Origin of the sequence: Pseudomonas sp. BN606 (assembly GCF_029873115.1) — a bacterium.
GTDB lineage: Bacteria > Pseudomonadota > Gammaproteobacteria > Pseudomonadales > Pseudomonadaceae > Metapseudomonas.
Genome location: NZ_SSOF01000087.1, coordinates 19,982 through 46,139, shown reverse-complemented (window position 1 = coordinate 46,139; position 26,158 = coordinate 19,982). Strand labels below are relative to the sequence as shown.

The 26,158-nt window shown below is 62.4% G+C and carries 19 protein-coding genes; 4 read left to right on the top strand and 15 right to left on the bottom strand.

Features of this window, described 5'->3' with window-relative positions:
• Window positions 1-58 precede the first annotated feature (58 nt).
• The 14 genes from E8E75_RS28130 to E8E75_RS28065 form a co-directional block, all read right to left on the bottom strand.
• Window positions 59-3,163, bottom strand: coding sequence for an efflux RND transporter permease subunit (locus E8E75_RS28130; RefSeq protein ID WP_280353321.1), 3,105 nt, complete (start codon window positions 3,161-3,163; stop codon window positions 59-61).
• The gene (locus E8E75_RS28125) at window positions 3,160-4,251 is read right to left on the bottom strand and encodes an efflux RND transporter periplasmic adaptor subunit (RefSeq protein WP_179058742.1); all 1,092 of its coding nucleotides are present in this window, start codon (window positions 4,249-4,251) and stop codon (window positions 3,160-3,162) included. The genes E8E75_RS28130 and E8E75_RS28125 overlap by 4 nt, the downstream gene beginning before the upstream one ends.
• Window positions 4,252-5,061: 810 nt before the next feature.
• A complete protein-coding gene (locus E8E75_RS28120; RefSeq protein WP_280360060.1) occupies window positions 5,062-6,420 on the bottom strand; it encodes a DUF1329 domain-containing protein in 1,359 nt (452 codons plus the stop codon).
• A 330-nt stretch (window positions 6,421-6,750) separates the two neighbouring features.
• The gene (locus E8E75_RS28115) at window positions 6,751-7,416 is read right to left on the bottom strand and encodes a hypothetical protein (RefSeq protein WP_179058744.1); all 666 of its coding nucleotides are present in this window, start codon (window positions 7,414-7,416) and stop codon (window positions 6,751-6,753) included.
• 34 nt (window positions 7,417-7,450) lie between these two features.
• Window positions 7,451-8,107 carry a c-type cytochrome gene (locus tag E8E75_RS28110; protein WP_179058745.1) on the bottom strand — a complete coding sequence of 219 codons (657 nt, stop codon included), beginning with the start codon at window positions 8,105-8,107 and terminating at the stop codon, window positions 7,451-7,453.
• Between the two features lie 9 nt (window positions 8,108-8,116).
• Window positions 8,117-9,610 (bottom strand): FAD-dependent oxidoreductase, encoded by a 1,494-nt coding sequence (locus tag E8E75_RS28105; RefSeq protein ID WP_280360006.1) that lies wholly within the window; start codon window positions 9,608-9,610, stop codon window positions 8,117-8,119.
• Window positions 9,611-9,783: 173 nt separating this feature from the next.
• Entirely contained in the window at window positions 9,784-10,497 is a 714-nt protein-coding gene (locus tag E8E75_RS28100; protein ID WP_179058907.1) for a hypothetical protein, read from the bottom strand.
• A gap of 75 nt (window positions 10,498-10,572) precedes the next feature.
• Window positions 10,573-11,943 carry an FAD-dependent oxidoreductase gene (locus E8E75_RS28095; RefSeq protein ID WP_280360005.1) on the bottom strand — a complete coding sequence of 457 codons (1,371 nt, stop codon included), beginning with the start codon at window positions 11,941-11,943 and terminating at the stop codon, window positions 10,573-10,575.
• Between the two features lie 11 nt (window positions 11,944-11,954).
• Entirely contained in the window at window positions 11,955-13,193 is a 1,239-nt protein-coding gene (locus tag E8E75_RS28090; protein WP_179058748.1) for a thiolase family protein, read from the bottom strand.
• Between the two features lie 17 nt (window positions 13,194-13,210).
• The gene (locus tag E8E75_RS28085) at window positions 13,211-14,770 is read right to left on the bottom strand and encodes an AMP-binding protein (RefSeq protein ID WP_280353335.1); all 1,560 of its coding nucleotides are present in this window, start codon (window positions 14,768-14,770) and stop codon (window positions 13,211-13,213) included.
• A 10-nt stretch (window positions 14,771-14,780) separates the two neighbouring features.
• Window positions 14,781-15,914 (bottom strand): DUF5938 domain-containing protein, encoded by a 1,134-nt coding sequence (locus E8E75_RS28080; protein ID WP_280353337.1) that lies wholly within the window; start codon window positions 15,912-15,914, stop codon window positions 14,781-14,783.
• Window positions 15,915-15,964: 50 nt separating this feature from the next.
• On the bottom strand, window positions 15,965-17,248 hold the full coding sequence (locus tag E8E75_RS28075) for an acyl-CoA dehydrogenase family protein (protein ID WP_179058751.1): 1,284 nt from the start codon (window positions 17,246-17,248) through the stop codon (window positions 15,965-15,967).
• The gene (locus tag E8E75_RS28070) at window positions 17,248-17,406 is read right to left on the bottom strand and encodes a hypothetical protein (protein WP_179058752.1); all 159 of its coding nucleotides are present in this window, start codon (window positions 17,404-17,406) and stop codon (window positions 17,248-17,250) included. The genes E8E75_RS28075 and E8E75_RS28070 overlap by 1 nt, the downstream gene beginning before the upstream one ends.
• A gap of 403 nt (window positions 17,407-17,809) precedes the next feature.
• Window positions 17,810-18,853: an AraC family transcriptional regulator gene (locus E8E75_RS28065; RefSeq protein WP_179058753.1), complete on the bottom strand. Its 1,044-nt coding sequence runs from the start codon at window positions 18,851-18,853 to the stop codon at window positions 17,810-17,812.
• A 117-nt stretch (window positions 18,854-18,970) separates the two neighbouring features.
• On the opposite strand from E8E75_RS28065, the gene E8E75_RS28060 reads away from it, so the two are divergent.
• The 4 genes from E8E75_RS28060 to E8E75_RS28045 all read left to right on the top strand — a co-directional run bounded on the left by E8E75_RS28060 (window position 18,971) and on the right by E8E75_RS28045 (window position 25,066).
• Complete coding sequence (locus E8E75_RS28060) at window positions 18,971-20,155, top strand: acetyl-CoA C-acyltransferase family protein (RefSeq protein WP_280360004.1); 1,185 nt, start codon at window positions 18,971-18,973, stop codon at window positions 20,153-20,155.
• Window positions 20,156-20,295: 140 nt separating this feature from the next.
• Window positions 20,296-20,904, top strand: coding sequence for a helix-turn-helix domain-containing protein (locus E8E75_RS28055; protein ID WP_280353346.1), 609 nt, complete (start codon window positions 20,296-20,298; stop codon window positions 20,902-20,904).
• Window positions 20,901-22,673, top strand: coding sequence for an acyl-CoA dehydrogenase C-terminal domain-containing protein (locus E8E75_RS28050; protein ID WP_280353349.1), 1,773 nt, complete (start codon window positions 20,901-20,903; stop codon window positions 22,671-22,673). The genes E8E75_RS28055 and E8E75_RS28050 overlap by 4 nt, the downstream gene beginning before the upstream one ends.
• 215 nt (window positions 22,674-22,888) lie before the next feature.
• The gene (locus E8E75_RS28045; protein ID WP_280353352.1) at window positions 22,889-25,066 is read left to right on the top strand and encodes an EAL domain-containing protein; all 2,178 of its coding nucleotides are present in this window, start codon (window positions 22,889-22,891) and stop codon (window positions 25,064-25,066) included.
• Window positions 25,067-25,096: 30 nt separating this feature from the next.
• Here the strand turns inward: E8E75_RS28045 and E8E75_RS28040 are convergent, their stop codons facing one another.
• A complete protein-coding gene (locus E8E75_RS28040; RefSeq protein ID WP_179058758.1) occupies window positions 25,097-26,080 on the bottom strand; it encodes a methyl-accepting chemotaxis protein in 984 nt (327 codons plus the stop codon).
• Between the last annotated feature and the right edge of the window lie 78 nt (window positions 26,081-26,158).

Genomic DNA, 26,158 nt, shown 5'->3' with positions numbered 1-26,158 from the left:
TGCAGCACAGTGAGACCTGCCAATCATGTCTGAACACTGTGCCGAAACTGATGCCCGATTATGTATGTTGCAAGGGCTCGGGCTCTAGCCGACTGCACCGACCTGTCTCCCATTGCAGCAGGAGGGAAATGGCGCAAGGGAGGACCGTCAGGGTCACGACCGTCGCGATGGCGAGCCCGCCGATCACCGCGAAGGCCATCGGCCCCCAGAAGATCTGCGGCGCGATGGGAATCATGCCGAGGATCGCCGCGCAGGCCGTCAGCACGATGGGGCGTGCCCGGTGCGTCGCGGCGTGCACGATGGCCTCGCGTGGCGACCGGCCCGCGCCGACATTGATGTCCACTTCCTCGATGAGGATGATGGCGTTGCGGACAATCATGCCGACCAAGGCGATGACGCCGAGCTGCGCCACGAAGCCCATGGGTGTTCCGGTCGGCAGCATGGCCAGGACCACTCCGATCAGGCCGAACGGTGCCATCGCCAGGGCGAGGAACATCCGCGAGAAACTGCGCAGCTGCAGCATCAGCAGCACGCACATCACGAGAGCGGTCACCGGCAATACGGCGGCCAGCGAGGCGCTCCCCTTCGCGGCTTCCTCGACGGCGCCGCCGGTTTCGACCTTGTAGCCCTTGGGCAGGCCGGCGGCAAATTGCGCGACGGCGGGCGCGAGCGCCTGCACGACGGTCGCCGCCTCGACGCCCTCACGAACGTCGCCCTGAACGGTGACCAGCGGGAGACGCTGCCTCCGCCAGATGATCGGATCCTCGACGCCGTAGCTGAGCCTGGCAATCTGCGACAGCGGGACGGCAAGCCCCTGGGCCGAGCGGATCTGCAGGTTGGCCAGGGTCGCGAGGTTCGTGCGCTCACCGATTTGCGCGCGAACGATCACGTCAACGAGACGATCCTGGTCGCGCACGGTGGTCACGGTCGTGCCAGAGAAGATCGACGCCATGGCACTGGCGATCTCCTCGGAGGAAAGCCCCAGCGCCCGTGCCTGCGTCTGGTCGATGGCGACGATGACGCTCCGTTGCGGCTCGCCCGACAGCAGATGCACCTCGCGGGTATCCGTGTTGGTCGAGAGCAGGTTGGCGAGCTGTCCGGCCAGGTCGCGCACCTTGCTCTGGTCGGGCCCCGTGACGCGGTACTTGAGGGGCCAGCCAACCGGCGGGCCGAGCTCGAGAGGTGTCGCCCGCGCGATGAGCCCTGGGAACTCCGTCTTGAACAGCCCGGCGAGCTTGACCTGCAGTGCGTCACGCTCCTTGATGCCCTTGGTCACCACCACCGCCTGGGTCACATTGTCGTTCTGCAGTAGCACCTCCATAGGGAGGTAGAAGCGGATCGCACCGGAACCGACATAGGTCGAGAACAGATCGACACCGGGGTCTTCCTTGAGCAGCTTCTCGAGCTTCAGCGCCTCCCGCTCCGTCGCCTCCAGCGACGCGTTCTGCGGCAGCGTCAGGCTGACCAGGAGCTCCGGCCGGTCGGAGGGCGGGAAGAACTGCTGTTCGAGCTGGCCCGAGGCGACAAGCGACAGCGCGAAGGCGACGCCAGCCGCGGCAAGCGTGATCGCGCGATGTCCCAGGGCCCAGGACAAGGCACGCTGGTAGAGCCCCATGATCCGGCCGTTGCCATGGCCATGATTCGGTAAGGATTTCGGCAGGAGCAAGGTGCCGAGCAAGGGCGAGAAAAGGACGGCGACCACCCAGGATGCGGACAGCGAGATCAATACCACCATGAACATCGAATAGCAGTATTCACCCGCGCTCGAAGCGGCGAATCCGACCGGGATGAAGCCGGCGATCATCACCAGCGTGCCCGTCAGCATTGGAAAGGCAGTCGAGTCGTAGGCGAAGCTCGCCGCTCGCTTGAGGCTCCAGCCCTCCTCCAACTTTCCAATCATCGCCTCGACAGTGATCATCGCGTCGTCGACGAGCAGGCCAAGGGCGATGATCAGCGCACCGAGCGAGATGCGCTGCAGGCCAATGCCAGTCAGCTCCATGCCGATGAAGGTCAGAGCCAGGACGAAGGGAATCGAGATGCTGACGACGAGGCCGGCGCGGACGCCGAGCGAGAGGAACGAGACAGCGAGCACGATCGCAATCGCTTCGGCCAGCACCTTCAGGAAACCGCTCACGGCCTGCTTGACAACGGTAGATTGATCGGCGACCTGGAGCATCTCGATGCCGTGGGGCAACGCCCTCCTCACCTCGTCCATGCGGTCCCGCACCGCTTGTCCGAATTCGAGCAGGTTGCCGCCGGAGGCCATGGAGATGGCGACGCCGAGCGCCTTCTCGCCGTTGACGCGGAACTGCGGCGATGGCGGGTCGGCCGGGATACGCCGGATAGTAGCCAGCTCAGTCAGCGGCACGAACCGGTCGTTCGCCCGCAGCGTCATGGTCCGTAGGCTCTCCTCGGAGACGAAGCTGCCGCTCACGCGCAGAGCGATCTTGTCGTCCGCCAGGCGCACTGTTCCGGCGGGGCTGACAGCGTTCTGAGCGCTCAGGGCCCTCAGCACCGCCTGCTCGTCCAGCCCGAAGGCGGCCAGCAGGCTGGGGGAGAATTCGACGGCGATCTGTTCCTCCTGCACGCCCAGGAGCTGCACCTTGCCGATGCTCGGGATGCGCAGCAATTCCGCACGCACGCCCTCGAGGTAGTCGCGCAACTCCCGATCCGAGAATCCCTCGGCCGTGAACCCGTAGATCTGGCCATAGGTGTCGCCGAACTCGTCGTCGAAGAACGGACCCTGGACCCCGCTGGGGAGGGTCGCGGCGATATCGGCCATCTTCTTGCGCACCTGGTACCAGGCGTCGGGGACGATGTCTGCCGGCGCATCGTCGCGCAGGTTCACCATGATCACCGTCTCGCCCGGGCGCGTGTAGCTGTCGAGCCGGTCGAGCCAGGGGATCTCTTCGAGCTTCTTCTCCAGGCGATCGGTCAGCAGCTTCGTCGTGTCGTCGATGTTCGCGCCGGGCCAGCGAGCGGCCACCACCATGGTCTTGATGGTGAAGGCCGGGTCTTCGTTGCGGCTCAGTTTCGAATAACTCATCGCGCCGCCGAGCAGCGTGATCAGCATGAGGAAGAAGATCAGCGGCTTTTGAGCGATCGACCAGGCCGAGAGATTGAAGCCGCCCTGCCCTTCCGGACCTGCCTTGTTCGAACTCATTTGGCCACCTCGCCGACATCGTAGGTGACTTTCTGGCCGGGCCTGAGTTTGCTCACACCCGCGGTGACCACGGCATCGCCTTCGCTGAGCCCGGACTCGACCAGCGCTTGCGTCGCCGTGTAGCGCGCCACCACCACCGGTTTGCGGACAAGCTCCTGGCTGGTGGGCTGGACCACGAACACTGCAGCGTTGCCAGCCTCGCTCGTCAAGGCCGAGGACGGCAGGATGATGAGCGACTTACCGGGCAGGATCAGGCGTCCACTTACCGTGGCGCCCAGCGCCATGGTAACGGGGGCGTCGGGTAGCGCGATACGGACGCGGTAGGTGCGGGTCGCCGGGTCCGCGGTTGGACTCGCATCGCGGACCCGGCCGATCACCTTGACCGAGGGATCGGAGAGGAGCGCCACTTCGACTTGCACGTCGGAGGGCACACTGGTGTAGATCCGCTCGGACACGTTGAAGACGGCATCGCGTTCATGGGTGGAAGACAGCTTGATCGCCGGCTGGCCAGCATCGACGACCTGCCCGGCATTGACCAGTACCGCGCTGACGATGGCGTCGTCGGGCGCACGGAGCTCTGTGTAGGTCAGCTTGTTGCGGGCGGTCTGCAGTCCCGTTCTGGCGACCTTGAGCTTGGCGTTGGCGGCGCGCCAGTTGGCCTCGGCTTCCTCGACCCGCGCACGCGCGACGAACTGCTTCGCGAAGAGGGTGCGCTGCCGATCGAGCTCCGACCTCGCCAATCCCTCCGCCGCCTCGGCACTCTTCACCTCGGCCTCGGCGGTCAGCACTTCGTTCTGGACGTCGTTCGGATCGAGTGTCGCCAGAACCTGCCCCTTGACGACACTCATGCCGATCTCCGCGGCACGGGTCGCGACGCGGCCGTCGATGCGGAAGCCGAGGTTGGTTTCGACATTCGCCTGGATCTCGCCCGTCTGGGCGACCTCATCGCCGATTGAGACAGACTTCGCGATGACCGTGCGGACGGGACGCGGCGCCTCTGTCGTTTGTATTTCTTCCTGACACCCCGTCAGTGCCATAGCCAGGCTGCAGGTATAACCGCAGAACAGGAATGTCTTGAGTAGCTTCATCTCGGGTCTCCTTGCTCAAGCACGAGCAGTACTGAGCGACGCACGCACTCCTGGAGTTCTGTGCGTGCGGCGCTGAAAATCGATAGAGCCTTTCATGGCACGAACCTCTGAAGCCTGTGGTGTTTTGCTGAACGGTAATCCCGGATAAATTTAACACAACACACGTTATTATTAATATTCATCAGACGAAATTAGCCCTGCTCCAGAGCTCGGCAACGGAACGGTAGTCCGGTATCAGGCATTGGCGCCTGGCTCATTCCCGCGTGGCCTGCGGGTGTCTGTTTCGCCTGTCCGGGCGAGTCCCTTTCTCAATCGACGGATGGCCCCCCGTCCTCTAAAAAGGAACCAAAGGGCTGGCCCCTGCCTCCGAACTCGGCGTCCCCGCCCAGCATCGTCGCTCCGGGAGTACGGCGCGAGGGACGATCCATTCCGCTCGCCCGCCCTGACGGAGCAGTTCGCGCGGCGTCACCTTCATTGCGTCATTTCAGGTCCGTACAGGAATCCAGGACTGCGTGGACTCCCCGGCGCGAGTCACCCCTCTCTTCTTCAGGGGTAAAGAGGCACGCTTTCGAAATCATCGCTTCCGGTGCCGATGAACGACTGAGCGCGAAGCGATCCCGCTGGGGCGCAGAGCGGGGGCGGGAGAGAGGGCAACATCCGCAGGCTTGGTTTCAGACAACGGCGCTCGCGCAACATTGCCAATCCAGTGTGAACAGACCTCTCCCCCCGACATTCCGCGAAGAACCGAAAAAAAACCGCCCCGAAGGGCGGCAAAAAGGAGCGGGCTTGTGGCCCACTATGGAGTAGTCGTCAGCGAATGCCTGAGCTTCGCAGTGCGGCGGCGGTGTACTCGGCGGCGCTGGAGGTGAAGCCGAACTGCAGCGCCTTTTTCTCCTCGTTGTGCATGCCGGACGCGATGTATCGGCCGTTGATCAGGTCATACAGCGCCTCGGTGCCGAGCCAGGGGATCTGCAGGTCGTACATCGGTGAGAGGTGGCCTTCGGCGACGCGCCAGAGGGCGCCACGCGCGTCGTAATGATCGGCCAACGCAATCTGCCAGCTGTCCTCGTCGACGAAGAAGACCCGCTTGGCATAGATATGCCGCTCGCCTGGTTTGAGGGTCGCCTCGACCTGCCAGACGCGATGCAGTTCGTAGCGGGTCAGCTCGGGATTGATATGCCCGGGCTTGATGATGTCGCTGTACTTGAGGTCCGCCCCGTCGAGCCGGTAGCTGTTGTAGGGGATGTAGATTTCGCGCTTGCCGACCAGTTTCCACTCATAGCGATCCGGTGCGCCGTTGAACATGTCCTGGTTGTCGGCGACACGCTGGCCGTCAGCAGCCGGATAGGGACCGTCATAGGAGACCTGCGGCGCACGGCGTACGCGTCGCTGCCCGGCGCTATAAAGCCACGCCAGGCGCGGCTCCTTGACCTGGTTGAGGGTCTCGTGCACCAGCAGCACATCACCAGCCAGACGCGACGGAGCAGTCACCAACTGCTTGTAATAGAACAGCACGTTTCCTGGGTTCGCCGGATCAAAGTCGGCAACGCGATCACGGAAGGTGAACTGATCTTTGAAGTGCACCGGCACAAAACTGCCATCGGCCAGCGGAGTGGCCTGCACATGGCTGCGCTTGGCGCTGCCGCCACGGTAGCGGGTGATGTGGTTCCACACTACTTCCAGGCCATCCTGCGGGATGGGAAAGGGCATCGCGGTGGAGAAGTTCTCCAGACCGTTGCCGCCGTCCACCATTCTGGTTCTTGTCGCATTCTCCCTGGCCGCCTGATAGACAAAGTCAGGCGCATTGGCGGAGCGGTGGCTACGGTAGACCGGTAATTGGTAGGTGCCTGGATAGCGTTTGAGCATCGCCATTTGCCCAGGCGTCAGGTGGTCCTGGTACTGCGCCATGTTCTGCACGGTGATAGTGAACAGCGGCTGCTCTGTGGCGAAGGGGTTGCTGAGAAATCCCGCGGCATCTCGGTTGCCGGCACCGCTGGACAGTCCCCCGTCCCAAGGGGGAATGGTACCCGCGGCATTACCCGCCTTTTCGGCTCCCAGAGGCGTGAGCGACGCGCCCAACTGGGCGGCCTGCTCGACACTGACCGCCCCCAGGGCGAACTGACCGATCAGGCCAAGGCTCAGCGCCAGCGAACAATTTGAAAAGACCATCTTTCCCATGCTTTCGCTACCTCTTGTTGTTGTGCTTCGTGAGTAAGCGCTGGAGTTTCTGAATACCTGCACGCCCCCCTCGCACGTCAATCACGTACTTCCGGGGAGGCATGTAGGAATCAGCACTCCGCTCAATCCATTGAACTGATGAAAAAGGGCTGCCTGCTTCCGATGGGGCGATCGTTAAAACCCAGGCTCTGACAACAACGCTATCGTTGCCGTACAAAGGTATCGCCAGCATGAAGTGGAGCGTTTCTTACGGGGACAAGTTGGTGCTGTGTAGTGAGCCGCCAGACAATGGTGGCTCACTACAGTCAGACTCCAGGTCAATTACCTGGCGTGGACAAACGATTGAAACGAATTGTTCTTCGCCCGCTCCAGCGCGCCGTAGGCGTAGTACTGCTGGATTATCTGGCAACCCCAAACGGTCAGGGCGTAGATCATGAACTCCATCTTGTCCTCGTCTCCCGGGATTGGGAGGAAGTCATAGACGACCGCCACGGCCAAAGCAGCCGCCGTAGTCAAGGCATTGAGCAGTGCATGCATGAACTCGCCGGCGCGCAGCAGACGCCAAGTGAAATAGCAGAGATAGAGGGTGTAGCAGGCCCACATGATCAGGTAGAAATACGGCAGCAGCCCTTTAACGAAGTCGGCCAGTACCAGCACGAAAGTGGCGGCGAAGGTGACCCCGAAAATCATGATGTCCTTGGTAACCGAAGGCCTGTAGTTATGGGTGACCGCCATCAGGCCAAGCGTGGCCACAATCGGGACACCGAAAGCGCGGGAAAAGGCATCGAGGAAGAAAGAGATGCTGTAGCCAACCTTGAAACCCGTCACAAGGAATAGCAGTAGATTCGAAGCAGAGAAGGCCACGATCAGCCACTCAAATCCGAGCAGATAGTTCTTCCGAATGCGCACATACTTGAGGCCGTAAACCACACCGCAAGTGATCAAGAAAACGCTAGAAAGCAGCGCAAGAACTTCCTTAATTTCCATAGCAATAACCTCTATCAAATACTCTACCGATCGTTCACTTCGCCACAGGGACGAGCGCTGCGAGATAGTGGGAAAGTGCCTGACGATCATCCGCGGACAAGGTCGAGACGATGGCTGTCATCGCGCCCGTCGAATCCTTGCGCCTCCCTTCCGCAAAGGCATTCAGTTGGGCCAGCAGGTAGTCATGCCCCTGTCCGGCCAACCGCGGGAACTGGTCGCGCCCCATCAGCCCTTCGCCGTGACACGCCGCGCAGCCTCCGTTCAACGCCAGCCTCTGCCCCTTCTCCCGCAGCACGGGATCAGCCTTGAAGGAGCTGTTTTGCGCAGCCGACTGCTTGGCGAAGTACGCCGCCAACTGCTGGACGTCGGCCTCGCTCAGGGTCATAGCCAGCGGCCCCATGTTCGGATTGGCCCGCGCGCCACTGGCGAAGTTACGCAGTTGGTTGGCCAGGTATGTAGCAGGTTGACCAGCCAGGCTGGGATACCCCTGATGCTGCGACTTGCCTTGAACACCATGACAACCTACACAGGCATCGCTCAGTCGTGGCCATGGGCCGCCGTCGGCTTCCTTGGCCTCTGTGGAAGTGCTGATGTGGTCCATCAGACGATAGAGATCAAGGGCATCCCGACCGTAAAAAGCCAGCAGCCCGGCAAGGACCACGACTACAGCCACCGCTATCAATTTCTTCATCTTCGCCTCCTATGCCCGACGCAGCGCGTTGAGCGCCTGCAGGGCACTCTGGTGGCCCGAACGCACGGCGCCATCCATGTAGCCGGCCCAGATATCAGCGGTCTCGGTACCGGACCAGATCAGGTTGCCGCAGGGTGGCCGCAGCGCCTCGCCATGGGTGGTCCAGAAGCCCGGCGGGATGGCGGATACGCAGGTGAGCGTCCAGGGGTCATCACGCCCCCAGTCCTGGTCGTGGTACGCCACGGGCTGCAGCGCTTCGTCGCCCCAAACGTCGGCGAAGATTTCCGTCAGCGTGCGCTTGGCCGTTTCATGATCCGAGGGCAGATTGGCGTTGGAGAGGAAGGCATTGATGATGCCGATCTCGCCATTGGGCGGCGAGTTGTCCCAGGCCCAAATAATGGGGCCATCCATCATCATGATGTGCCCGTTCAAGCCCTTGTCCCGCCAGAACGGCCGGGAATACACCATGGCCATCTTGCGTGCCGGCGAATGCGCGGGCCAGGCACGTTGCAGTGCTGCACGCGCCGCCGGCAGGGCCGGCTCGAACTGCACCCGGTTGCACAGGGCCGGATGGATGGCCACGATGACCTTACGCGCGCGAATCGCCCCCTGGTCGGTGTGCAGGGTCACGACCTCGCGATCCCAGTCGGAAATCTTCCGCACCGGGCACTGCAAACGCAGCTTATCGCCCAATTGCTCGGCCATCTTGATGCTGAGGATCTGCGAGCCGCCAACGAAACGCGTGCCTTGCGCGCTGTCCTTGATCGAGTCGAGTTTTTCGTAGTCGCAACCGGCCGAATTGATCATGGACAGGAAATGCAGCAGCCCCATTTTGGCCGGGGTGACGCCACCAGTCAGCGTCATGCTGGCATCCCAGCCGGACCGATCCTCCGGCTTGATGTTTTGCTGGGCCAACCAGTCTCCGACCGAGAGCTTGTCCAGCTCAGCAGCCCTGGGGGATTTCCAGGGGGCCCCCGAGGGGACTTCGCGAGACATCTCGCTCAGCTTGCCAGCCACGGTCATGTCGGTGCCGAAGGTTCCTTGAAAATCGACCTCCAGCCGACCGTCACCGCCGATGACGACCGTGCGTCCTTCGTAGAACGTCGGGAAGGTGCCAACCTCCAGCTGACGCGCGAGGTCTTCGACGGCGGTCTGACCAGGCCCGATCCACTGACCACCAACTTCCGAGACGTAACCATTCACCTCGTAATTGAAGGTACGCCCCCCTACTCGATCCCTCGCTTCCAGAACCAGGAACGACTGGTTGCCGGCCAATTGCAGGTCACGGGCGGCGGTCAGACCGGCCAGCCCCGCACCGATAATGACGACATCCAGCACGTCGTCCTGCCCGGTCGACACCATCGCGTCACCTGACGTCTCGCTGGCATGCGCCAGCCCTGTGGTCAGACCGAACCCACCAATCGCTGCAGTGGCACCCGCCAGCTTCAGCAACTGCCGTCGCTTGAGATCGAGAGAAGAATTTGAGTTGGGCTTGTTCGCCATACTCGTAGCCTCACGTATTTTTTATTGAAGTCGTCGTTCTTGTTACGGCATGGGAAAGACGGCAGCGAACAGCCAAAATGGCCGGCGATGGCATGCCGCGAGATTCACCGGGGCGCCCCGGCGATCGATGTGCTTATTGGAATTCAACGAACCTCGGGGCCTGGCCCTGGGGTTCACCCTGTGGCGAGTATGAAGGTCGATCGGCGCAGCAACTGCGTGCCGAACAGGATCATCCACATCGGGAAGATCAGGACGACCAAGACCAGTAGGGCCGCCGAAAGTCCGGTGAGTTGCGGGAAGAACCCGGCCAGGAAGAAGAGGCCAAAGCACCAGCCGACGAAGCTGAGGGGCAGCAGCACCGACCGGCCCCAGCCCGCGCGCTTGAGATGGCCACCGACCACCAGTCCCCAGAACAGCACAACCGGGCCCTCGCACCACCACAGCCCTTTCTGGCTGCCGACAGCGATGCTGGTCCAGACAACTTCCGCTGCCTTGGCTGCTTCACCACCCGCCGCATGAGCGTCGGCCAGCGGGTTAAGCACGGAAAGTTGCAGGGCTGCGCCGATGACACCCAGGGCCACGTAGAGGGCGATGGCGAGCACAGCGATATCCCCAAGGGTGCCCGCCTCTTCACGAAAGACGCTCCAGAGGTAGCCGCCGATCACCAGCACCGGCAGATAGAAACCGAGAATGTCGGCGAGCATGGACAGCCGGAAAAACTCTCGAATCTCTGCCGGGAACGCCAGCATCGCCGCACCGTCCAGTGAAACGGTCATATCACCCTGGGTGACCATCAGCATGAAGCCGACATTCAGGTAGGCAAAGATGCCGCCCAGAATCGCGGTCCAGGCGGTGACGCGCACTGCCTCTTTTGAGTTGTTATTCATCATCGCTCCGCGCAAGCAGAAATGTTGTGTTCGGAACTGTGCGGAGATTCCCGCGACGTCAGTTCCGGTTCTCGGTCAGTTAGCGGCGCCGCCCTGCACCTTACGATTCACCCAGTTGTCCATCAGGTTCGCCGCCCCCAGCGCCAGCTTGACGGCGCACCACTGCAAGGGCTCAGGGAGGGTCGAGGGCGTCTTGTGGCGCAACGCGGCCAGCAGAGGATGCTCGACACCGCCAATTCGCTCGGCGAGCAGGTAGCCCATCAACGATTGGGTGGCGACGCCGTGCCCGGAACACCCGGCGGTATAAATGACGTTCTTCTGGGCGCCCGTCTCACCAACAACCGGAAGCGCGTCATAAGCCATGCTGACGTACCCGCTCCAACTCGACTGGATGCCGAGGCCGCGCAAGGTTGGGAAGCGATCGTTCAGCGCCACCGCCAATTCTCGATAAGCGACTTCATCCGGCACATTTGGGGTTTGCGAGCCATACGCATAACCGAGCCGTTTCGTTGTGATGACCAGCGTGTTGCGAGCGGTCAGACGATGGCTCTCCATCGTCCAGTGCGAGGTGATCAAGCCTTCCCTGCCCGACCAGCCCAGCGAGGTCAGTTGCGCTGCCGACAGGGGTTCCGTCTCGATCGCCGAGACCCGTAGCGGTACCACCTTGTCCCTTAGAAGGCCGAGCTGTGGGGTGTAGGCGTTTGTGGCTAACACAACATAGGACGCGCTCGCGGTGCCCCGCCTGGTCGCACACCTGATGGTCGGACCTTCGCTGTAGGACAGCAGCGGCGTGTTCTCGTAGAGCTTCACTCCGGCCCGGAGCGCCGCGCGCCGCAGCCCCATCACGTACTTGCCGGGGTCCAGGGTGCCGCCATGCTGCTGGGCATAACCGAACAGGAATGCTGGGGGGATACCGCGCGCGCGCATGTCGGCATTGTCCAGGAACTGTGTCGTGGAGCCGAGCTCCAGACCAAGCGCCATGGCCTTGCGCATTTTCTTTTCCTGAGAGGGATGAACGCCGACGCGAATATTTCCTGATCGGTTGTAGTCGCAGTCGATGCCGAGCTCGTCGAGCCTGCGTTCTACGTAGGTGACCCCCTCGTCATAGAAGCTGACGATCTTCCGCGCCTGCTCAATGCCGACGCGGTTGACGAAGAATTCGAATTCGATCCCCAGGCTGCCACCGAGATAGCCCGCATTGCGCCCACTCGCGCCGAAGCCGGCAAATTCTTGCTCGAGGACGATTACCTTCGCACCGAGTGCAGTCAGCTCCAATGCAGTAGACAGTCCAGCAAAGCCAGCGCCGACCACGATCACATCGGCGCTGACATCACCCTCCAGCTCTGGCTGCATGTCAGCCGGCCTTTCCACCCACCCACCGAGCCGACGAAAATGCGCGACTCCACAGCTGGTCTTGTTTTCCGCGTCTCGACGGGGTGCTGACATGACACGTTCTCCTATCGGCTCAGGATGTGAACTGCGACGGCGCCTTCTTCGACCCCGATAAGGCCACCGCCATTTTCCTGGATTGCATGGCGCGCGCCCTCGACCTGCCGGGCACCCGCCTCGCCACGCAACTGAGTGGTCAGTTCGTAGAGTTGGCCAATGCCGGTTGCGCCAAGCGGGTGCCCTTTGGATTCCAGCCCGCCAGAGGGATTGATCGGGACTCGGCCACCCACGGTGAAATCACCGCGCTCGGCACAGACCCCGCCCAGCCCCAGGGGCGCCAGTCCGAGGTTCTCCGCCTGAATGATCTCCCCCATGGCGGACGCATCGTGAACCTCGGCGACATGCATGTCCTGCGGCCCCAGGCCGGCGATCTCATAGGCCTGCAGCGCGGCTAGGTGGCTGACGTGCTTCTCCGGCTCGTCGATGCTCCGCAGGGTAAAGCTGCGGATCACGCTGGCGGCGATCTTCACGCAGCGCCGGGGGTCGGCTCCGATCCGCTTCAGACCGGCCTCGGTGCAGATGATCGCGGCGGCGGCGCCGTCGGTCATGGGTGCGCACATCGGCAGGGTGATCGGGTAGGTGATCGGCGGCGCCGCTAGCACTTCCTCGATGGTGAAGGGCTTGCGGAACTGGGAGTACGGGTTGTGCACCGAGTGGTTGTGGTTCTTCGCGCACACCGCCGCGATCTGCCTCTGGGTGGTGCCGTAGGTCTTCATGTGCCAACGGCAGAAGCCGGCGTAAATGGACATGAAGCGGCTGTACGGACGGTCGGACTCCGAGCCGGGCGGCGGCACGACGCCGTCGCCCATCTTCGACAGGATGGCGAAGTTCTCCTCGGCGCGGGCGACGTCCCACCCTGCTTCGAACAGGGCGAAGGACTTCGCCTTGTCGGCCACCACCATCTTCTCGCAGCCCAGGGCCAGCGCCACATCGGTAGCGCCTGCGCGCAGGCTCTGCACTGCCAGGTGAACGGCGGTGCTGCCTGAAGCGCAAGCGTTCTCGACGTTGTAGGCCGGCACCCCTTCGATGCCGATCTTGCTCATGATCACCTGCCCCGGGATGGACAGCTGGCCCTGCAACGCACCGTTGGTAATACCGGCATAGAAGACGGCACCAATGTCGGAGCGCTGCGCGCCGGAATCCGCCAAGGCGCCGTTGAGCGCCTCCAGGGCCAAGTCCTGGAGGCTGCGATCCGGATGACGACCGAACTCGGTCATGGCAATACCGGCAATGTAAATGGGTTCCATCAGAAGACTCCTCGACTTCAGATCTGCCGGTTGGCGCCTTGCCAATAACGGGCACGCAGGTCTTTCTTCAGCACCTTGCCCACCGGGCTGCGTGGCAGCGCCTCAATGACGTCCACCGATTTGGGCGCCTTCACCGAACCCAGCTTTTCCTTGCACAACGCAATCAGTGCGTCGGCGTCGACGGTCTGTCCCTCGTTCAGCTCGATGACGGCCTTGACCGCCTCACCCCACGTCTCGTCGGGCACGCCGATAACCGCGCAGTCGCGTACGGCAGGATGGCTCCAGAGCACCTGCTCAACCTCGCTCGGGTACACGTTGAACCCGCCCGAGATGATCATGTCCTTCTTGCGGTCGGTGATGTGCAAGTAGCCGTCGGCATCAATGTGGCCGATATCGCCGGTATGCAGCCAGCCATCGATGAGAGTCTCCGCCGTTTTCTGCGGATCCTTGTAGTAGCCCTTCATGATCAGGTCGCCGCGCACACAGATCTCACCCGTTTCACCCTGGGTGAGAATCTCGTTGCCGTCGTTCATGATCTCCACGCGGACCAGGGGGTTGGGCTTTCCAACAGAAGACAACCGCTCATCGCTGGCCACTTCACCATTCACGAAGTGCTCGCCCGGCGTCAGGTGCGCAATCGCGCCCGGCGCCTCCGTCTGCCCATAGCCTTCCATCATGACCGGGCCGAAGACTTCGATCGCCTTGCGCAACTTCTCCACCGACATCGGTGCAGCGCCATAGAGGAAGTAGCGAAGCGACGAGAAGTCGACCTTCTTGTTCAGGTCGGGAATATCCAGCAGCCGGTAGATGACCGTTGGCGGCAAGAAGAACTCCGTCACCCGGTATTGTGGGATCGCCGCCAGCAACAGTTGTGGTTCCGGCTTGGTGATGACCACAACCGCGCCGCCCCTGGCCGTGCAGGGCATCGACAGCATGCCGGCGGTGTGGGTCATCGGCGCTGCCGCCAGGTTCACCGGCCGGATATTGGCGGGATACGGCGTGTTAATCATGAAGTGCGCAAAGCTAGTCTGCACGCTGCGATGGGTGTTCATGACGCCCTTGGGCAAGCCCGTGGTGCCACCCGTGGGCCCGAGCCAGATCACATCGTCCGGATCGACGGAGACACGTGGATCTGTGGCCGGCTGTTGCGCGATGAATTGCTCCAGCGATTCGGCCCCCTCCACTTCACCATCTATGCAGACCCACTGACTGATCTTCGGCAGCTGCGGCCGCAGGGTAGCAATGGTCTCGGCAAATTCGCGCTGGAAGAACAGGATCTCGCAGTCGAACGCGTCCAGTACGTAGCGGTTCTCCTCGGGCGCGTTGCGCGCGCCCACCGGAATCCAGCACAGGTTGGCGCGCCACAGACCCAGGGCACAGAGCCAGGCGGTTACATCGTTAGCTGCCCAGACTGCGCCCTTCACCCCGGACGCGAATCCACTGGCCAGCAGTGCGTTGGCGATGCGGCAGGACATGTCCCCCGCTTCGGTAAAGGTCGTGACCGTGCCGTCCTGGATATAGGCAGGCCCCTGCGGATTGATCCGCCAGCCACGGTCGAAGAAATCAATGATTGCCATCGTCGTCACTTCACAGCTGGGTGATGGTTGCGCGAGCCAGGCCGCGTTGCTCGAGGAAGCCGAGCATGTAACGGTGGCCGAAGGCCTTGGAGGAGGACGCGAAGCCCACTTTGGCAACGTCGTTGTCCAGCAGCTTGACCGCAGCCGCCGCGTGCAGCGCACCGGTGGCGATATAGGGGGTGATGCCGTGCACGGTGGCACGCACCGCCGACAGCTGACCGCGACCGATGGCGAAGTCCACGGTGCGCTGCAGGGTGCTGCGCTCGCGCGGCGGCATGCTCGGGGTGGTGGAATCCACCAGGTTCTGGATCACCGCGTCCTGCTGCTCCTTCGGCAGATGCTTGTACTCGGCCTCCCACTTCTGCCCCAGGGCATGGACGGTCCTCATCACCGGGTTGTCGTAGAAGCCGACACAGGACATGCAGCTGCGCACGCGGCCGTCATTCTGGAAATAGATCGGCAGCGAGGTACCGCCCCACGGCAAGCAGAACACGGACTCGAGCAGGCTGGGGCAGACCACGTTGAAGCTGGTGTTGGGCGCGTACGGAATCAGTTCCTTCTCCCACAGGTAACCACCCGGGTGACGGAAGCCTTCGAAAATGGTGGCGGTGGAGCCAACGGTCACGCCGGCAGCGCCCACGCGCGGGCCGCGGGTCAGGGTCGCGGTTTCCAGGGAGTCGACACCGGGGGTTTCCAGGGCCAGCTCAGCGGCGATCTCGGCGAAGGTGTACATGTAGGCCAGCGAGGGCGACAGCAGCAGGCCGGCCTGGCGGTACAGCTCGCCGAACTGATCGCGCAGGGCACGGATATGCTCCTGCTCACCGGCCGGGTCCAGGTAGTGGCAGCCAGCTTTCAGGGCAGCCTCGGCGGTGGTCAGACCGAAGTTGACGAACGGGCCGACGGTGTTGCACACAACTTTTGCACCCTTGAAGACGGCAGTCAGGGCCTCGACCTCGTGAGGGCACTCGACGATTTCGTAGGTGGCCGACTCCAGGCCGACGACGCGTTGCGCCATCATCTCCTGGGCACGCTTGGCGTTACGGGCCACGGCAGTGAAGGGGATCTTCTGGTCAATAAGCCAGTCCATGGTGAGCATGCCGGTGTAACCGCTCGCGCCATAGACAACGACAGGATATTTGGCCATTGGGGTGTTCCTCGCTTTTGTTCTTGGATGGATTGAATCGGATGATCGAATCAGTTTTGGGCCCAGCCTTCGGCGTAGAGCTGCTGCGCAAGCAACCCCAGGCGCATGGTCAGGATGCGGTTCTCGCCGTCTTCGATCAGGGCGGACTGGGTGTCGCGTAGCAGCTTCTCGATGGGGTACTCGAGCGTGGTGCCATTGCCGCCGAACAGGCGGAATGCCTCCTCCACCACCGCCAACGCTTCTTCGGTCACGGTGACCTTGGCCGAGGCTGTGGCATAGGGATGGGTCTGTGGCGAGAGGCGTGCAAAGCTCAGTGAGCGGCGGGCAACCGCACGGGCGATTTCCACGCGGCGGAGCATTTCGCCCAGGCGCAGGCGGGTCATCTGGTGATCGATCAGCATCCGACCACCCTGGCGGCGCTCGTGGCAGTACTGCAACGCCAGTTCGAAGGCCGCCCGAGCCACACCGGTGAAGACCTGGCTCATATGGGTACCGGCATAGGACCAGGAGGAGCTCACGGCGCCGTAGTAACCGTCCCGCTCGGCAATGGCGAAGCGGCGCGGGACACGTACGTCATCGAAGTATATTTCCCCCTGAGGCAAGGAACGTTGTCCGATCTTCTCCAGGGGCTTGCCCTTGGAAACCCCCTTGATATCCAGCGGAACGATCACAGCGATGCCATTGGGCAATCCATCCTCACCGTAGAAACCGTCACCGTAGTCGGCGCACATCAGACCGAATGCCACCTGCGCGACAGCACCGTTGGAGACCCAGGCCGAGCTCTGGCCATTGATGATGATCTCGTCGCCAACGACCTTGGCGGTCAGGTTCCCGATGTTGGCCGGCGTACCTACGGGCCAATCGCGCTTGATATCGAGCAACTGGTTGTCGCTGCCGCGATCCGGCTGGGTGGCCATCCAGCAACCGATCCGCCCCTGACACAACTCGATCAGTTCGGCGTTGCCGGCAGCGACGGCCATCTGCAGGGGGAAGCCAGCACACCCAAGGGAGACCGCCAGGCCAGCATCGCCCCACCCCAGCTCTTCGCCGATCATGGATTCGATCCGCACTGCCATCTCCGGCGGCAGCTCCGCTAGCAGTGCGGGGTCCAGCCCCAGCTTGGCGAATTCGCTGAACACCGAGTAGTAGGGAGAGCCCGGCGCAGCCACTTCTTCGGCGGTCATCCGGTCCAGCTCGCGACCCAAAGGACGCAGCACGTCCTTGGCGAAACGGTGCACAGAGGCCTGTATGGCTGCTTCTTCCTCGGAGAGAGGAGTTTCGAAACCGGACAGTCCGGCCGCAGGAAGGGTGAGGTTGGGCTTGAGCGTAATCATCAGACCACCTCCGCCGACACCGGCAAACAAATCATCAGGCACTGCACGCCCGGGCAGTTGGATTGAATGGCGAACGAAGCAATGCTCTTTTCGCCGGGAAAACCTCTGCAGACGGCGAAGCCGTCGTTGGGACGGGAACCTGTCTTGAAGCTTTTCATGCGCGACCTCCAGGGGGGTCTCTTGTTGTTTTGCAGAACTGTAATCCTGTCTTTATTTTTACGCAACAGTTGTTATGCAAAACACTTGTTACGACCCAGACAAGGCAACGCCCCGGGACGAACAATCGCGGCTCTTCAGCCGCTCCGGCGAAAATTGAACGGGCGGGCACAATCGCAACCGGCAGCAGGAAATGAATTGATTTGCGCCGTTTCCGTTCAGTGGATTGGCGATATGGGGGATGGCGCAGCGCAAATGAAACCTGCCCGACAGCATGGCCCACTGCAGATTCAGATCTCGGCATGGGAGTGGGTCAGACAGCGGGGGGGGGCGGACGCGGTCGAGAGGGTGAGTTACGTCGAACGATTCACGGCGCGCGACAAGGCAGCACTAGCCAGGCTGCGCTCAGCGCCTACCAACGGCTTGCGTGGCCCGGTAGCTACCAGGACTCATGCCGGTCCACTGGCGGAAGGCTCGATGAAACGCGCTGGGCTCCTGGAATCCGCAACGAATCGCGATCTCGGAGATGCTCAAGGTCTCATCGTTGAGGTAATCGAAGGCCAATGCCTTACGCACTTCGTGCTTGATCGCCTGATAGGAAAAACCCTCGCGCTCCAGCTGTCGGCGGAAGGCGGATTCGCTCATCGAAACCTGGCTTGCCATCTGCGTCTGGGACGGCCATTCCAGCTCAGGGGACGTCTTGAGGCGGCGATAAACGTCGGCCGAAAGCCCTGATCGATTGCGGAATCGCACCACCACACCCTCTGGCGCGTGACGGAGGAACTGCTTGAGACTGGCGAAGTTGCGGATCACCGGCAGCGACAGCTGGGCTGAACCGAACTCCACCTCGGTACGCCTGGCCTCGAACTCGATCCAGGGTCCCCAGAGCAAGGGTTCAGCGCCGTGCGGAGGCGGAGGATGGCCAAACTGAGTACGGTCGAAATTGAGCCGGCGTCCCACAAGCCAGCAGGCCACGCCAATTACCATGCTGAGGTAGATCTCCTCGGCGACTCCACGGATAGCGGGATCGTCGATACGGGTTTCCAGGACGATCGCGGTGCGATTGCCGCGCAGTTCCAGATGCGCGCGGATGTCGCGCAGGAACAAGTTGAAGCCGGACAGGCACTGGCGCAGCGCGCGCCCCAGGTCCGGCTCGTGGAGCACACTGCGGCAGATGATCGCGAACGTACCACGAGGCATCCCACCCGAATCGAAAGCGAAGAATTCATCTCCCAGCTCCTCGGTGAGCAGCAGCCACAGCCGTGTCACCGATTCCGCCGGTACCCGGCGCAAGGGTTCATCGAGCCAGGAAGGCTCGATACCCGCTTCGCGCAGAATCGCCTCCACGCGCGTAGGTGCCTGCGCCAGTCGGTGCACGGCGGCCTTCACGAAATAGGCGGCCACAGAGTCATTCGTCCGGACGATGTGCTCTTCAGCGTTGCCCGTCATAGTCCTTGCCCATCAGCTGATATGTCCAAATTCGACATCCGAGTGCGCGCAATTCCGGCATAGGTGGGCAGGCCACTGCCCCCTAGACTTCCGGCCATCAATCCAGGAGCGTCTCAGATGAACAGACCTGAAGTTTTCGTTGTCAGCGCGGTGCGTACCGCCATCGGTACCTATGGCGGCACCCTCAAGGATACCCCGCCCGCGCAACTTGCCACACTAGTCACCCGAACTGCCCTCGCGCGCGCCAACTGCGATCCGCAGCAGGTGGAACATGTCGTGTTCGGCAACGTGATCCCTAGCACACCCAAGGACGCCTACATCAGCCGGGTCGCCGCACTGCAGGCCGGAATTCCCAAGGAAACCCCGGCCTTTGGCGTCAATCGCCTGTGCGGTTCGGGCCTGCAAGCCATCGTCAGCGCCGCCCAGGGCCTGCTGCTGGGTGACGCGCGCATCGCCATTGCCGGTGGTGCCGAATCCATGAGCCTGGCCCCCTACCTCGTGCCGAGCGCACGCTGGGGCGCTCGCATGGGCGATAGCAAGATGCTCGACTTCATGCTCGGCGCCCTGCAGGACCCGCTACACGGCATCCACATGGGTATCACCGCCGAGAACGTCGCCAAGCTGCACGGCATCACACGAGAAGACCAGGATGCCCTAGCCTTGCAGAGCCAGCAGCGGGCAGCCCGCGCCATCGCCGAAGGACGTTTCGATAGCCAGATCGTCCCCGTGGAAATCCAGACCCGCAAGGGTGTAACCCAGTTCGAGATCGACGAGCACGTGCGATCTGAGGTGACCCTGGAGCAACTGGCGAAGATGAAGCCGGCCTTCACCGAAGGTGGCACCGTTACCGCAGGCAATGCCTCCGGTCTCAACGACGGCGCCAGCGCTTTGCTGCTGGCCACTGGCGATGCGGTGAAGGACCAGGGCCTGCACCCCATGGCTCGGGTGGTGGCCTATGCCCACGCTGGCGTCGAGCCAACCGTCATGGGCCTGGGGCCGATTCCGGCGACTCGCCTGGTCCTGCAACGCGCGGGCCTGACCGTGGCCGACCTCGACGTGATCGAGTCCAACGAAGCCTTCGCCGCCCAGGCCTGCGCGGTGGCGCGCGAGCTTGGATTCGACCCGGAGAAGGTGAACCCCAATGGTTCCGGTATCTCCCTGGGACATCCGATCGGTGCCTCCGGTGCGATCATCGCCACCAAGGCCATCCACGAGCTGCAGCGGATCAAGGGCCGCTACGCCTTGGCCACCATGTGTATTGGCGGCGGCCAAGGCATCGCCGTCATCTTCGAACGCGTCTGAAGGGGGCCGGTCGGGGCACGTCAGCCGGACTTCGCCCGAGACACGACTCCAGCAGTATCCCGACCGGTTCCTTCGGCGCGTTCCGCCTTCGCGGCGGTGACATCCTGGCCTCGACCTGTCCAAACAAAAGGGTTTGAAACATGAATACAGCCAAGTGCATCGAGCCCGTCTCGCCGGCCGCCCGCGCTGGCTCGCGCTTCGAACGCAACCGCCCCAGGGCCCTGGAACTCTTCGCCCAGCGCGGTTTCGCCCAGGTCAGCCTGCGGGAACTGGCCAGCCATCTCGAGCTCACCGCCGGTTCGCTCTACAACCACTGCACCAGCAAGGAAGAGCTGCTACTGGAATTCATCGAAGAGCACTACATGGCGCTGCTGTCGCTGTTCGACCGCCGCCACCGCCGGGAGTCCCCCAAGGCGACCCTGCAGGTCGTGATCCAGGGGCTGATCGCGCTGCATGAGTCCCATCCCTTGCACTTCCAGTTGGCGGCCCGCGACGCTGTCTGCCTCAAGCCGAGCCAGCGGCTGTTCATCGACCGCCTGCGCCAGCAGTTGCGCCGGCAGCTCGACTCGCTGCTGTGCGCCGCAGGTCTGGTCGGCCCTGGGCAAAGCAGCGTGCCGGCCCTGGAGCTGTTCGAGCACTTGCCGCTGTGGCTGTCGAGCTACTCGCTGGACGAACGGCAACGCAGCGAGATCCTCATGCGTCTGCTGATGGCTGCCCATCCCATTCCCACTTCGGAGATCCGACCATGACCGGTTACAAGGCGCCCCTGCGCGATATCCACTTCCTCCTGGGCGATGTCTTCGATGCCGGGGCACAATGGTCGGCCCTGCCCAACTTCGCCGACAGCCTCGACATGGACACCGCCGGCGCCATCCTGGAAGAAGCCGGCAAGTTCGCCAGCGAATCCCTGGCGCCGCTGAACCGCAGTGGCGATGAGGAAGGCGCGCGCTGGAGCGACGGCGTGGTGACCACTCCAACCGGATTCAAGGAGGCCTACGCCACTTACGCCGAAGGTGGCTGGGTCGGCCTTTCCGGCAACCCGGTTCTTGGCGGCATGGGCATGCCCAAGATGCTTGCCGTGCACGTCGAAGAAATGCTCTACGCCGCGAACTCCAGCTTCACCCTGTATTCGGTCCTGAGTAGCGGCGCCTGCCTGGCCATCGACACTCACGCCAGCGCCGAGCTCAAGCAAACCTACCTGCCACCCATGTATGAGGGCCGCTGGGCGGGCTCCATGTGCCTGACCGAAGCGCACGCCGGCACCGACCTCGGCCTCATCCGCACCCGAGCCGAACCGCAGGCCGACGGCAGCTACGCTATCACCGGCAGCAAGATTTTCATCACCGGAGGCGAGCAGGACCTGACCGAAAACATCATCCACCTGGTGTTGGGCAAGCTGCCTGACGCCCCGGCCGGCCCCAAGGGTATTTCGCTGTTCCTCGTACCCAAGGTACGGGTGAATGCCGACGGCAGCCTGGGCGAGCGCAATGCACTGTCCTGTGGCTCCATCGAGCACAAGATGGGCATCAAGGCCTCAGCCACCTGCGTGATGAACTTCGATGGCGCCACCGGCTGGCTCGTCGGCGAGCCCAACAAAGGCCTGGCGGCGATGTTCACCATGATGAACTATGAGCGCCTGTCCATCGGCATCCAGGGCATCGGTTGCGCCGAAGCGTCCTACCAGGCCGCGGTAGCCTATGCCCGCGACCGGCTGCAGAGCCGCGCGCCCGGCGGTCCAGTGGCAAAGAACAAGGCGGCCGATCCGATCATCCACCACCCCGACGTACGCCGCATGCTGCTGACCATGAAGGCGCTGAACGAGGGCGGCCGCGCCCTGGCCACCTACGTAGGCGCCCAGCTGGACATCGCCAAGCACGGCACAGATGCCGAGACGCGCGAAACGGCGCAGACCCGAGTCGCCCTGCTCACCCCGGTGGCCAAAGCCTTCTTCACCGACACGGGTCTGGAAAGCTGTGTGCACGGCCAGCAGGTGTTCGGTGGCCACGGCTACATCCGCGAATGGGGCCAGGAACAACTGGTGCGGGACGTACGCATCGCGCAGATCTACGAGGGCACCAACGGCATTCAGGCCCTCGACCTGCTGGGCCGCAAGGTACTCGCTGATGGTGGCAAGGCACTCGACGAGTTCCTCGCGGAGATTCGCCGCTACGCCGAAGAGCCCAGCGTCGAGCATCGCGCTGTCCTGCTCGATGCCGTCCAGAAGCTGGAGGAAACCAGCTTCTGGGTGCGTGACCAGGCTGGCCAGGACAGCCGCCAAGTGGGCGCCGCCTCGGTGGAATACCTGCACCTGTTCGGATACGTCACCTACGCCTACCTCTGGTCGAAAATGGCCAGCATGGCCAAGACCAGGATGGACGCAGACCCGGAGTTCTATTCGGCGAAGCTGGCCACTGCAGGCTTCTTCTTCAACCGCATCCTACCCCGCATCGAGGGCCTGGCGGCCTGCGTGCGCGGGGGAGCTGACAGCCTCTACGAACTGGCCGAAGCACAGTTCTAACGCCCTCAGCTCAAGTTCCAGGGTCGGCATCCCAGTGGGTGCCGACTCCCTTCCCTCTTGTCGGCACCGCACTTCCACGGGCGGCCACGCGTCGCAGCAAAGCTACAATTACAGCGAAGCGCCACCCGCTCTCCTCCCTCACGAATGGACGCCGGGCAGCCGTACGGCTGGCGCCCTAGCCATCGCGCCGAGTTTTCCGGTAGAGGACCCTGGAGATGACAGCTCTTCAGCTTCGCGACATCCGCGACCCGTTACCCGATCCCGAACTCGACGCATACGTCAGGTTGGCCGCTATCGCGTGCCAGGTACCCATTGCCATGCTGACGTTCCTCGACAGGGAGCGAGAGTGGTTTGGCGCGAAGCTGGGGCTAGAACTCGGGGAGATGCCCCGTGCGGCCTCGTTGAACGCGGTGGTCGTGGCGTCCAACGAACTGGTTCATGTGGAGGATGCCTCCACGAATGAGCTTCTCCAGCACTGCACTCTGGTGACAGGGCCAACCGGTATCAGGCTCTTCGCCGGCGTTCCGCTCGCCGTGGCGGAACGAGGCGTGATCGGCGTGCTTTCGGTAGCGGATACCGCAAAGCGCAGCCTCGATGAGTCGCAGGTCGAAGCCCTCTGCTTGCTGGCTGGCCAGATCTCGAACCTGCTTCAGCACAGGGCCTCCCTACGAAGCCGGCTGGAGGCAGCCAGCAAGGAGGCTGATGAGCTCGATGGCCTGAAGGAGAGCCAGCGCACTTTACAGACCCTGGTCAGCAATCTCCCTGGTGTGGCGTATCGGAGTCTGAATGATATTTCCTGGCGTCTTGAAGTCGTCAGCGAGGGCTGCCAGAAGCTCATCGGCTATTCCGCCGCCGAACTCATCAAGGGGACGGTCAGGATGGTGGACATCATTCACCCTGACGATATTCCCTCGCTCAGGCGCAAGGTTTCCAGATCCTTGAAGGCCAGGACACCCTACCAATCCACCTACAGAATCAGGACCGCGACGGGGCAGACCAAGTGGGTCTGGGACAAAGGGTGCGGCGTCTACTCCGCGGACGGAACAGTGCTCGCGCTGGAAGGCTTCATCACCGACATCACCGAGCAGAAGCACGCCGAAGAATGTATCCGCAGAATGGCCTATTTCGATGAACTGACAGGCCTGCCCAATCGCCTATCCATGAGGGATACACTTAATGCAGCAATCTCCACCTCAGGCGACTCGCACGATCCTGTCGCCCTGCTTCATATCGAAGTCGACAACTTCCGTGAGATCAACGAGACATTGGGCTACCGCGAAAGTGACCGGCTGCTGCAGGAGGTTGCGACAAGGCTGCGCGAGGCTGTAGTCGCCAGCGAAATGGTCGCCCGTATTGCCGAATCCGCTTTCTCGGTATTGCTTCCAGGAATGGATGCCAGCCATGCGGTGCAAGCCGCGCGAAAGGTACTGGAATCGTTGAGCTCGCCGTTCGAGCTGGACACCCTGCTGGTGCCCGCTGACTGCAGCATCGGAATCACTATGTTTCCGGGGCATGGCAGTGACCCCGATTCGCTGTTGCGTCGCGCGAATGTTGCGCGTTATGGCGCCAGGCACAGTGCGGAAAAGGTTGCCGTATATGCCGGCGCACTCGACAGTGATAACGCTCAGCGGCTGATCCTGATGACCGACCTGCGTCGCGCCATCGACGGCGACGAGCTACGTCTGATGTTCCAACCCAAGCTGCGAATGCATTCAAGGCGGGTGAGCGGCGTGGAAGCACTGGTGCGCTGGCAGCACCCTGAGCATGGTCTGATGGGCCCAGGCCAATTCATCGGTTTTGCTGAGAGCGCTGGACTGATCACCCGGCTCACACATTGGGTACTGGCGGCTGCCGTTCGCGAAAGTCATGTCTGGCATGGCTCCGGCCATGCCGTGCCAATTGCGATCAATCTTTCGCCCTATGACATTCGAGACCGGCAGTTACTCGAGCAGATCTCGAGGGCCCTGGAGACCTGGGGCGGCACACCGGACTGGATCCAGTTCGAGCTGACCGAGAGCTGCATCATGGAAGACTTGTCCATTGCGCGGCACGTCCTCACGCAGCTCCGCGAAGCAGGCTTCAAGCTGTTCATCGATGACTTCGGAACCGGATACTCGTCCCTCGCCTACCTCCGAAATCTTCCGGTCGACTATATAAAGATTGACCAGTCATTCGTGAAGGACCTCGACAGCGACAGCGACTCAGCGGCCATCGTGGAAACCATCATCAAACTTGCCCATAGCCTGGGCATCGAAGTGGTCGCTGAAGGTGTCGAGTCGGTTTCGACGATGCAGATGCTATCGAGCTGGGGTTGCGAGGAAGCTCAAGGCTACTGCATCAGCAAACCGATATCCGGGCATGACTTCCTGGCATGGAACAAGGTCTTTGTGTGAATAGCGGCCCACAACGACCTTGTCGGGCTGCTAGATCGCTCTTGAGGACAGCATTTCCTGGATCTTCTGGGTGGCCTCACGGGTCCGTGCCGCGAGCTTCTTCACCTCGTCAGCCACCACTGAGAATCCACGTCCCACATCACCGGCTCGTGCTGCTTCGATAGCAGCATTGAGGGCAAGCATGTTGGTCTGGTCGGCAATACCCTTGATCACGCCCACGACCTGCGAGATTTGATCGTAGGTTGCCTGCATTCCAGACACTTCCCGTGCATGGATGGTCTCGGCCAGCTTCTCGTCCGAGATGTCCCGTACGGCTCCAATGATGCGAGAAAGCGTGCCATTGCAGTCCATGACACCCTGCCCCCTTTCCCGGTACCAGACCTCCCCCCTGGATTTGTGCCTCATTCGGTACTCGACCGTATAGGGAAGGGAAAGGTCTCCCACACGCAGGTATTCGGTGACCACCTTCACGACCTGCTTCAGGTCATCCTGATTCACGATTGAGAAGTAGCCCTCCCAGTCGTCGTTGAAATCCCGCTCCGAATAGCCCACAAGTTCGCGGAACTGCTTTGACCAACGCAGCTGATTTCCCGGATGTTCCGGATCGCCGTCGACGATCAGCAGCTCCCAGCACACCTCGGTCAGTGCATTCCGGGTGACTTCCCAGACCCGTTCCTTCTCTCTGTACAGCGCCAACTGTTCGTTCAGTTCGGATAGCGTCAGGTTGCGCGCCTCGATCTCGCGCTGCAGCTCCTGAAATTCGTCCCGGGCCGTCTGCAGGCACGCCTTCAGGTCGCAAACCAGGGCGCTTTCAATCTCTCCCTGTAGCGGCTCACCTCCAGACGCCTCCTGGAGACTGAGCCGCCGTTCCAGCACATCGAAGCTGTCACTCAGCCAGGGATACTGCTCAATCAGCCCACCCTGGAAGTCGGGGATGGGCGAACCATTCAACAAAGACGAAATTCGCGAGCTGACTTCTTCAGCCAGACGCTTCAGCTTTCTTCCGGAAAACATGGGCCCTCCGCAAATACAGTGGATTCCATCATTGGCTCGCGCGCAAAAAAGAAGGGGCCGAACGCCGGGTCACGACGG